This window comes from Magnetococcales bacterium (assembly GCA_015231925.1).
Taxonomy (GTDB): domain Bacteria; phylum Pseudomonadota; class Magnetococcia; order Magnetococcales; family JADGAQ01; genus JADGAQ01.
This window is the reverse complement of sequence record JADGAQ010000203.1, coordinates 1-7,173: the sequence shown is the minus strand read 5'-3', so window position 1 is coordinate 7,173 and position 7,173 is coordinate 1. Positions and strand designations below refer to the sequence as shown.

The 7,173-nt window shown below is 60.3% G+C and carries 10 protein-coding genes; 1 reads left to right on the top strand and 9 read right to left on the bottom strand.

The window, feature by feature from the left end; translation table 11 throughout:
- Positions 1-177: 177 nt before the first annotated feature.
- The 9 genes from HQL56_16865 to HQL56_16825 all read right to left on the bottom strand — a co-directional run bounded on the left by HQL56_16865 (position 178) and on the right by HQL56_16825 (position 6,261).
- Positions 178-1,416 carry a hypothetical protein gene (locus HQL56_16865; protein MBF0311189.1) on the bottom strand — a complete coding sequence of 413 codons (1,239 nt, stop codon included), beginning with the start codon at positions 1,414-1,416 and terminating at the stop codon, positions 178-180.
- Entirely contained in the window at positions 1,400-1,876 is a 477-nt protein-coding gene (locus HQL56_16860) for a prepilin-type N-terminal cleavage/methylation domain-containing protein (GenBank protein ID MBF0311188.1), read from the bottom strand. Before HQL56_16860 ends, HQL56_16865 begins: the two co-directional genes overlap by 17 nt.
- Before the next feature lie 217 nt (positions 1,877-2,093).
- Entirely contained in the window at positions 2,094-2,519 is a 426-nt protein-coding gene (locus HQL56_16855) for a type II secretion system protein (protein ID MBF0311187.1), read from the bottom strand.
- A complete protein-coding gene (locus HQL56_16850; GenBank protein MBF0311186.1) occupies positions 2,516-2,929 on the bottom strand; it encodes a type II secretion system protein in 414 nt (137 codons plus the stop codon). Before HQL56_16850 ends, HQL56_16855 begins: the two co-directional genes overlap by 4 nt.
- Positions 2,930-2,936: 7 nt before the next feature.
- On the bottom strand, positions 2,937-3,317 hold the full coding sequence (locus HQL56_16845) for a prepilin-type N-terminal cleavage/methylation domain-containing protein (protein ID MBF0311185.1): 381 nt from the start codon (positions 3,315-3,317) through the stop codon (positions 2,937-2,939).
- A 91-nt stretch (positions 3,318-3,408) separates the two neighbouring features.
- Positions 3,409-3,831, bottom strand: a complete 423-nt coding sequence (locus HQL56_16840) for a prepilin-type N-terminal cleavage/methylation domain-containing protein (GenBank protein MBF0311184.1) — start codon at positions 3,829-3,831, stop codon at positions 3,409-3,411.
- Positions 3,832-4,128: 297 nt separating this feature from the next.
- Positions 4,129-4,689 (bottom strand): hypothetical protein, encoded by a 561-nt coding sequence (locus HQL56_16835; protein MBF0311183.1) that lies wholly within the window; start codon positions 4,687-4,689, stop codon positions 4,129-4,131.
- A 15-nt stretch (positions 4,690-4,704) separates the two neighbouring features.
- A complete protein-coding gene (locus HQL56_16830) occupies positions 4,705-5,478 on the bottom strand; it encodes an OmpA family protein (GenBank protein MBF0311182.1) in 774 nt (257 codons plus the stop codon).
- Positions 5,479-5,511: 33 nt separating this feature from the next.
- Complete coding sequence (locus tag HQL56_16825; protein MBF0311181.1) at positions 5,512-6,261, bottom strand: MotA/TolQ/ExbB proton channel family protein; 750 nt, start codon at positions 6,259-6,261, stop codon at positions 5,512-5,514.
- Positions 6,262-6,476: 215 nt separating this feature from the next.
- Between HQL56_16825 and HQL56_16820 the strand changes: the two genes are divergently transcribed.
- Positions 6,477-6,983 (top strand): hypothetical protein, encoded by a 507-nt coding sequence (locus tag HQL56_16820; protein ID MBF0311180.1) that lies wholly within the window; start codon positions 6,477-6,479, stop codon positions 6,981-6,983.
- Positions 6,984-7,173: the final 190 nt, after the last annotated feature.

Here is a 7,173-nt window from a genome sequence, read left to right as displayed (position 1 = left end):
CCCCGCGGTCCGCAGTGGGACGTCCGGATGGTGCGGGTGGTGAGTGGGTGCGCTTCCTTTCGATGCTGCGGACCGCTTACGGACACGTCAACGGATAAAACCTCGGGGCTCCGCCCCGAACCCCGCCGGGGGGGATAATCCCCCCCGGACCCCCGTATGCCTGAACAGATACCCCCCTCAGGAAAAATCCTCCGCCCAGGCGTTCACCGTTATCGAAGGCGAGCCTCCCCCGCCCGAGGTCGACACCCCCAGAGCCACCATCTTATCCCGCGCCTCGGTGGTGAAATCGATCGACGAGGCGTTCTTCAACTCCACCTCCCCCCCACAGGCAATGGCCCCCTGCAGATCGGCGCTGTTGTCCAACGTCACCTTGGTGTTGGCCCCCGGCGCCAGAATCACCCCATGCACCGTCGAGGCGTTGTCCATCTTGTACTCCCCGCCATCATACACAAAGGTCTGCAGATCCTTCGCCGCACCATCCGTATTGACATCCACGGCGTTGCTCGCTTCGAAAGTGTTTCCGATATAGAGCTTCACCTCCCCGGCAGGCGACACCACCAGTTGCGAGGCGTTCTCCAGCTTCAGCTCCTTGATGTAATAGGTGCCCGGCTGCAAGGTCAACGTGCCCGCGTTGCCCACCGTCACCTTGTCCGCCCGAAAAGCGGAACCACCCGGTTGCAAGGTCATACCCTTGTTGTTGTTCACACTCAAATTGGTATACTGCCCGTTGCCCACCACCAGATTCCCCACATTGCTCGTCTTGCTGCCGGAAGAGCCGTTGGAAGTCTGAAAGGTCGGCAGGTTGGGAATGGTGTAACTCGTCACCTTGCCCTGACTGCCATCCTCGTTGACCACGTTGCACGGCCCGCTGCCGCAGGCGGCGATCTTCACCCCCTCCACCTTGGCGGCGTTGCCGACGGTCAAGTCACTGCCCGCGATGACCGGCGGCGCGGACCCGCCGCCGCCCGCGCTGCAACTCGCCTTGGCCACCACGCCACGCGCGGCGGTGCCCTGCCCCGGAAGCGCCGACACCCGCCACTGCCCCGCGCTGCCGTCGGCATAACACGCCGCCCCGCCGGGACACAGCGTCACCACCATCGGCGAAAGGCCCGACACCCCCCAGTTGAGGGTCAAGGGCAGCGTGGTCAACGAGGAGACCGTGCTGCCCCCCGGAATCAGCGTAGCGTCGCAGTTATTGCTTTCCAATAAGCGCAGGGCCAGATGCACCGCACCATCGCCGTGAAAAAAGGCTTCGGTGCCGCGAATCCCCTCCACCGTCACCGCCCCTCCCCCCTGGGACTGGCGCGACAGAGTCACCGCCAGGCCGCCCACCACCACGATCAGCAGCGCCACCAGCAGAACCAGGGAGCCCCGCTCCCCGGAGCGCTTATCGGTCCGATCAGTTGTTGCGCACATGGACGGCACTCCTCAAGGGCACTTCAAGTTCCACCTGGCCTGTGCGACCGGTATCCGTTCGACTCATGATCAACGCGATGCCCACCACCTGATCGGCCAACAGGGTGAATTCCAGGGAGTTGACCTGTACGCCCGGAGCCAGCAACTGCCCGTTCAGGTAGATGGCGTCCGCCGGCGCTCCCGTTTGATCGATGCGCATCACCTGCCCCTGATCGTTGGTGAACTGCAGCGAGCCGGTTCCCGAGGGTTGACTGACGGTACTCCAGCGACCACGGCGGATTTCGCGCACCATGCGTTCCATGGCCAGCCCGCCCTGGCTGGTCATGGGAATCAGTTCCTGACCCAGGGTCCAGGCGCGCATCACGTTGGTGATCAGATGGGTGCTGCCGCCGAGCAGCAGACCCAGGATCACCATGGTGATCACCATTTCGATGAGGGTGAAACCGTGCCGGGTTCTCATGCCCGCCTCCGAGGAAAGGCGCTGTTGCCTTTCAATATGTTGCCTTTAAAGTATCAAAAAAAGGAAATGTTCTGTCCTTTGACTTTGTCTGTTAAATTTTTTGATTTTATAAAATATTTTTTTAAAATTAACAAAAAATTATACAAAACGACAACGTCAACGGACAGAACATTTCCTTTTTTTGATACTTTAAAGACAAATATTGAACGTCAAAAGATCAGAACTTCACCATCACGGTCTGCACCTGGGCCACCACCCTGTCCCGCTGATCCCGAATCCGCACCGATACACACTTGTAATTGCCACTGACATACGCCCCGCCGTTGCAGGTCAGCGTCTGCCCCGCAATACTGGCCCCCTCCACCACCACATCCCGGTTGTAAACCGGACCGTTGCCCAACGCGATACCCGCCTCGTCGGGAAAAGCCGCCTCCGTGACCCCGTCGAAACCCGCGCCGACCCGATAGGCCCCAATCATCTGCTCCAGCCGCTCCTGTGCCAGAAACAGCCCCTGGGTGGCCTGCTGCGAGGTCTGTACCGAACCCAGCACATTCTGCAGCAGCGGCATGAGCCCCACCATCAGCACACCCACAACCGAGACGAAGAGAATCAGTTCGATGAGGGAAAAACCCCTGGCTCTCATGGCAGATACACCCCTCCGGTGGTACCGTAGACGGTGATGACGGAGCTACCCTCCCCTCCGATGACGCTGATGCTGGCATCGTTGTTTCCCGGACTGCCCAAACCGTCGAAAACCAGACTGAAGGCGGCCACGGTGGCCCCGTCGAGGGCCGAGGTGAATACCACCTGTTGACCCGGATCGAGAATTTCGTAGGAGGCGGGCAGATTGTTGACCCGACGGATGGTGAAGGAACCCTGACGATTCATGGCCATGGCGCGGGTTTTGAGGATGTCCATGGCCAACTGCTGCCGCGCCGCGCCCAACTCCAGGGTGGCCTGGGGCCAGCGGTTCAGCGCCGTCACCGCCAGCACGCCGATGATGGCGATGGTCAGGGAGAGTTCAACCAGGGTGAAGCCCTTCTGGCGGTCCATATCGGCCTCATGTTCCGGTCAGGGTGAAGGTGGCCTGCCCCCCCCGCGGACTGGTGACCACACAATCGGTGCGGGTCTGCCCCGGCGACACCTCGTTGGCCGTGATGCCGAAATCCGGGGGCAGACCGGTTTCCAGCAGATTCACGCCGTCCGCACAGTTACTGACTTGGACACAATCGGCGTGGTTCGGGTTCAATGAACAAACGGCATAGTTGCGGGAATTGGCCCCGGAGATGGCCCCCGCCACTCCGGAAGCGGAAGCGGCATCGGCCTGGGTGGCTAGATTGGTGAAAAAAGGCAGAGCCACCGCCGCCAGAATGCCCAGCAGCACGATGACGACGACGACTTCCAGCAGGGTGAACCCCTCCTCCATCCCCCTCGCCCGCATGGCCGATCCTCCCGCAGCGAACGAAAAAAAGGGGCGAGAAGCTCGCCTCCCGCCCCTTTTCTCTGAATCAAACCGAACCGATAGCTCCCGATCAGGTGGCCGTGGTGCCGGTAAGGGTGAAGGTGGCGGTTTTGCCATTGGCAGTCAGGGTGCAGGCCGTTGCTCCCGATGCAGTCACACCATTGGCGATCGCTGCCGCAGTAATAACATAACCACTCGGCAATCCACCCTGCAACAGGGAGGCACCACTTGTACAGTTGTTCACCGTAACGCAACCGGAAGCCGCTGCAGTGTTGATGGCGCACACTGCGATATTGGTGGTGTTCGCGGAACTGATGGACCCGGCCACGCCATCCACAGCCGCCTGTTTGGCCGAAGAAGAAAGATCGGTGAACTTCGGCAACGCCACCGCGGCCAGAATGCCGAGGATGACGATGACCATCACCAGTTCGATGAGAGTGAAACCCGCCTGTCCCTTCAGGGACTCGGCATCCTGCTGCCATACGTTTTTCATGGGGAGACTCCTTTTTGTCCGTTTCCGATGGGCCGCAGCCCGTGGAGAAAGCCGATGAGCGGCGAAGGCCGGTCGCAACCGGCAAGGTTTCGCACACCATCCGCGACTACCGTCCACTTTATCACGATTCACCTCGAATGGGTGGCCTTTTTTTTATAACAAAGTGTACACCTGTTGCAAGACCGCGAGGCAATAGCTTAAATCAATCTAAAGAAACGATAAATCAAAAGTCAAAGGATAGAACATTTTCTTTTTTTGATACTTAAAAGATAAATATTGAAAGGCAAAAAAATTAAATCACCTCCTGGCCAACTGCCAGAGGATGAAGAGCGCCCCGCTCATGGCCGTCAAGGCGATGGCGCGGGGATGATTCACCAGGAGCAGCCCCAGACGCAGGCGCAAACGCGACAACGCCGCCCGCAGTCCAACCCCCTGCCAGGGGCGGTTGGCCCAGCGTTCGAAGCCCTTGAGCAGACTGGGACGCCACAGCACCACCACACCCAGCAGCAGACAGGCCAAGGCGTTGAGCAGCAGAAAGGCCAGCGCGGCTTCCAGCAATACCTCCCGGAACTGCGCCTCCGGACTCATCGCCGCAACGGGCGTATCCACCTGCAGGCGAAACGGCTCCCAGAGATGGGTGGTGATAAAGACGGCTGCGGAGAGAACGATCAGACCCGACAGGCGGTGATGGCGGTAGAAGAAGCGTTCCGGCCGCAGGCGTCCGCGCCAGGCCCGCCAGGCCTCCCGCCAGGGCTGGGAGAGGATGGTGCGCACCTCGGGATCGATGAACAGCCAGCCCCCCGCCAGAAAGGCGGCCACCGCTCCTCCCCAGGCCAGCAGGAGGAGCAGTGTTTCCATGCCGATGGATTCCACTCAGTGACCGACGGGCGGGGGTTGGGGATTGCCGCCGGCGCTTTCCGACTCGGAGAGGGCGGCGATCTCCTTGGAAACCAGGATCTCCACCCGGGAGTTCTTGCCCTGTCCGCCTTTGGTGGCGCCTTCCGCCAGGGGTTCCGAGGATCCGCTGCTCTGCACCTTGATGCGCCGTGAACCGAAGTTGGCGTTCTGGGAGAAGAATTCCGCCACCGCCGCCGCTTCCGCCGCGCCCAGGGCCCAGGCGTTGGGGTACGGTCCCGTGGGATCCACGGAACGCTCGTCCACATGGCCCTTGATGACGATCTCGTTGGGTACGCTTTGCAGCAGGTTGATGACCTGCAACAGGATCATGCCCATGTGGTCCTGGATTTTCAGGGGGGCTTCCGGCTTGTCGCCGAAGAGAGCGCCTTCGGGAAAACGCACCACGAAGCCATCCTCCCGTTTGATCATCTCCACCTGGCCGCCATCGACCTCCCGTTCCAGGATGAGCTGCACCTTTTCGATCAGGCGCACGAAGATCACCTCCTGGGTGAATTCGGTGCCCACCACGTTCATGCCGCTCATGATGGGCATGATCTGTTTGGTGCGCTGCACGCCGAAGGCCTCCCGCAGGGTTCCCGCCACCTCCTCGAACTTGACCTTGTTCGGGGTCATGGTGGCCAGCACGATGATGAAGAAGCACATCAGCAGCGTCACCATATCGGCCCAGGAGACCATCCAGAGCGGCGTGCCTTTTTTGCAGGGGGGACATTTTTTTGGCGGGGCTGCCATGACGGGCTCCTGTCAATCCATGATCGATAAAGGTCAGACGGTTTCCCGTTCCTTGGGCGACAGGGCGGAGAGCAGCATGGTCTCCAGCACCCGAGGGTTGACACCCTTCTGAATGCCTTTGATGCCGTCGATGATGAGCATGCGGATGATCTGCTCCTCCTTGCTGTAGTGGTGCAGCTTGATGCCGATGGGGATGGTGATCATGTTGGCCACGATGGCGCCGTAGCAGGTGGCCAGCAGCGCCACGGCCATGGCGTGACCCACCGCGCCCATGTCGCCGCCGATGTTGGCCAACATTTCCACCATGCCGATGAGGGTTCCGACCATTCCCATGGCCGGAGCCGCCTCGCCCATGGAGTCGAACATGATGACACCCACATGGTGGCGTTCCTCCATGTAGGCCATATCCTTGTAAAGCACCGTCTCCAGGGTGTCGGGATCCATGCCGTCCACGCAGTGGTTGATGGCCGTCTGCAGGAACAGATTGGAGGTCTTCACCTTTTCCAGGGCCAGCATGCCGTCCTTGCGGGCGATGTTGGCCATGTCGGTGATCTGGGCGATGATGTCCTGAGGCCTTTCGTGATGCGCCTTGAATACCTTGCCGATGATGCCCGCCGTGTTGGCCAGGTCTTTCATGTTGAATTTCAGGAAGGTGGCTCCAAGCAAACCGCCGAACACCACGATGAAGGCGTGAGAACTCCAGAAGAGGGCGATGTTGCCTCCCATGAGGAATCCCACGACCGAAAACGCGATGCCTAGTCCGATCAGTGAAGCGATATCCATGCGTTTCTCCCCTGTCCGCCTTCTCTGCAAGGGTGGCGGTGCTGACGGTGTTCCATTTCCGAAGACAGTCGAAGCAAGAAACAAGCCATTTATCAGACAGAGATTTCGCCTTGGGAGGAAGAGTCGGTTTGAGCCCGGAAGCCCCTTTGACTATACTATGCATAAGACATGCTGAAGAGGGTCCAACCGGCGAATCATTAAGAGGAGAACGCACCATGAGCCCGTCCCCGAGAGAGACCCGTCATTCGTCACAGGGAGGTGCTTCCCGTGGCAAGGGTCCGCAAGGCCCCCAGCCCCAGATTCGCTATCAACCTCCCGAGGTGGAGCCCCACACCCCTCCCCCCTCGGCCAGCGACGCCCCGGTGCGACCCTTGCGCGGACCTCTGAAACCGGGCAGGGATTACGACAAGGTCAGTCTTTCCACCTGGATCAACGGCATCACCTGGCTGCTGCTGATCCTGGTTCTCGGCCTGATCGAAAGCGCCAGTCCCCAGGTGGAAACCTTCTTCTCCCGCATCTTCAAAGTCTCGGTCCGCAAGGAATGGGACATGGGGTTCATCCAATATGCCATCGCCCTGGCGCTACTCGCCTTTGCGGTGCCCTTCGCCAGCGCGGTACACAACATCCTCAAAACAGGCAAAGTCAGCACCAGCGACGCCGTCAGCCTGGGCACCTCGCTGGTCTCCCTGATCGCCGCTTCCGTGCTGCTGTTCAGTTTTTGAGTTTCCGGGGAAGCCGGAGAAACAACGCTCCGGCTTCCCGTGCCGGTTACCCTCGATCCGGAAAGGGCGAGATGGTTTCCCCAAGAATCCGGGCAGAGTTTCGCGATAGGCTCGTGGAACCCTTTCAATCCCTCACCCAACGGGCTTTCCGAAGGAATTGCACATGACCATCAGCGAAGCCGACCTGTCC

Coding starts and splice junctions, on each gene's coding strand:
- HQL56_16865 (MBF0311189.1), bottom strand. CDS start 1,416: ATGTGCGCAACAACTGATCGGACCGATAAGCGCTCCGGGGAGCGGGGC.
- HQL56_16850 (MBF0311186.1), bottom strand. CDS start 2,929: ATGGACCGCCAGAAGGGCTTCACCCTGGTTGAACTCTCCCTGACCATC.
- HQL56_16835 (MBF0311183.1), bottom strand. CDS start 4,689: ATGGAAACACTGCTCCTCCTGCTGGCCTGGGGAGGAGCGGTGGCCGCC.
- HQL56_16840 (MBF0311184.1), bottom strand. CDS start 3,831: ATGAAAAACGTATGGCAGCAGGATGCCGAGTCCCTGAAGGGACAGGCG.
- HQL56_16830 (MBF0311182.1), bottom strand. CDS start 5,478: ATGGCAGCCCCGCCAAAAAAATGTCCCCCCTGCAAAAAAGGCACGCCG.
- HQL56_16820 (MBF0311180.1), top strand. CDS start 6,477: ATGAGCCCGTCCCCGAGAGAGACCCGTCATTCGTCACAGGGAGGTGCT.
- HQL56_16845 (MBF0311185.1), bottom strand. CDS start 3,317: ATGCGGGCGAGGGGGATGGAGGAGGGGTTCACCCTGCTGGAAGTCGTC.
- HQL56_16855 (MBF0311187.1), bottom strand. CDS start 2,519: ATGAGAGCCAGGGGTTTTTCCCTCATCGAACTGATTCTCTTCGTCTCG.
- HQL56_16860 (MBF0311188.1), bottom strand. CDS start 1,876: ATGAGAACCCGGCACGGTTTCACCCTCATCGAAATGGTGATCACCATG.
- HQL56_16825 (MBF0311181.1), bottom strand. CDS start 6,261: ATGGATATCGCTTCACTGATCGGACTAGGCATCGCGTTTTCGGTCGTG.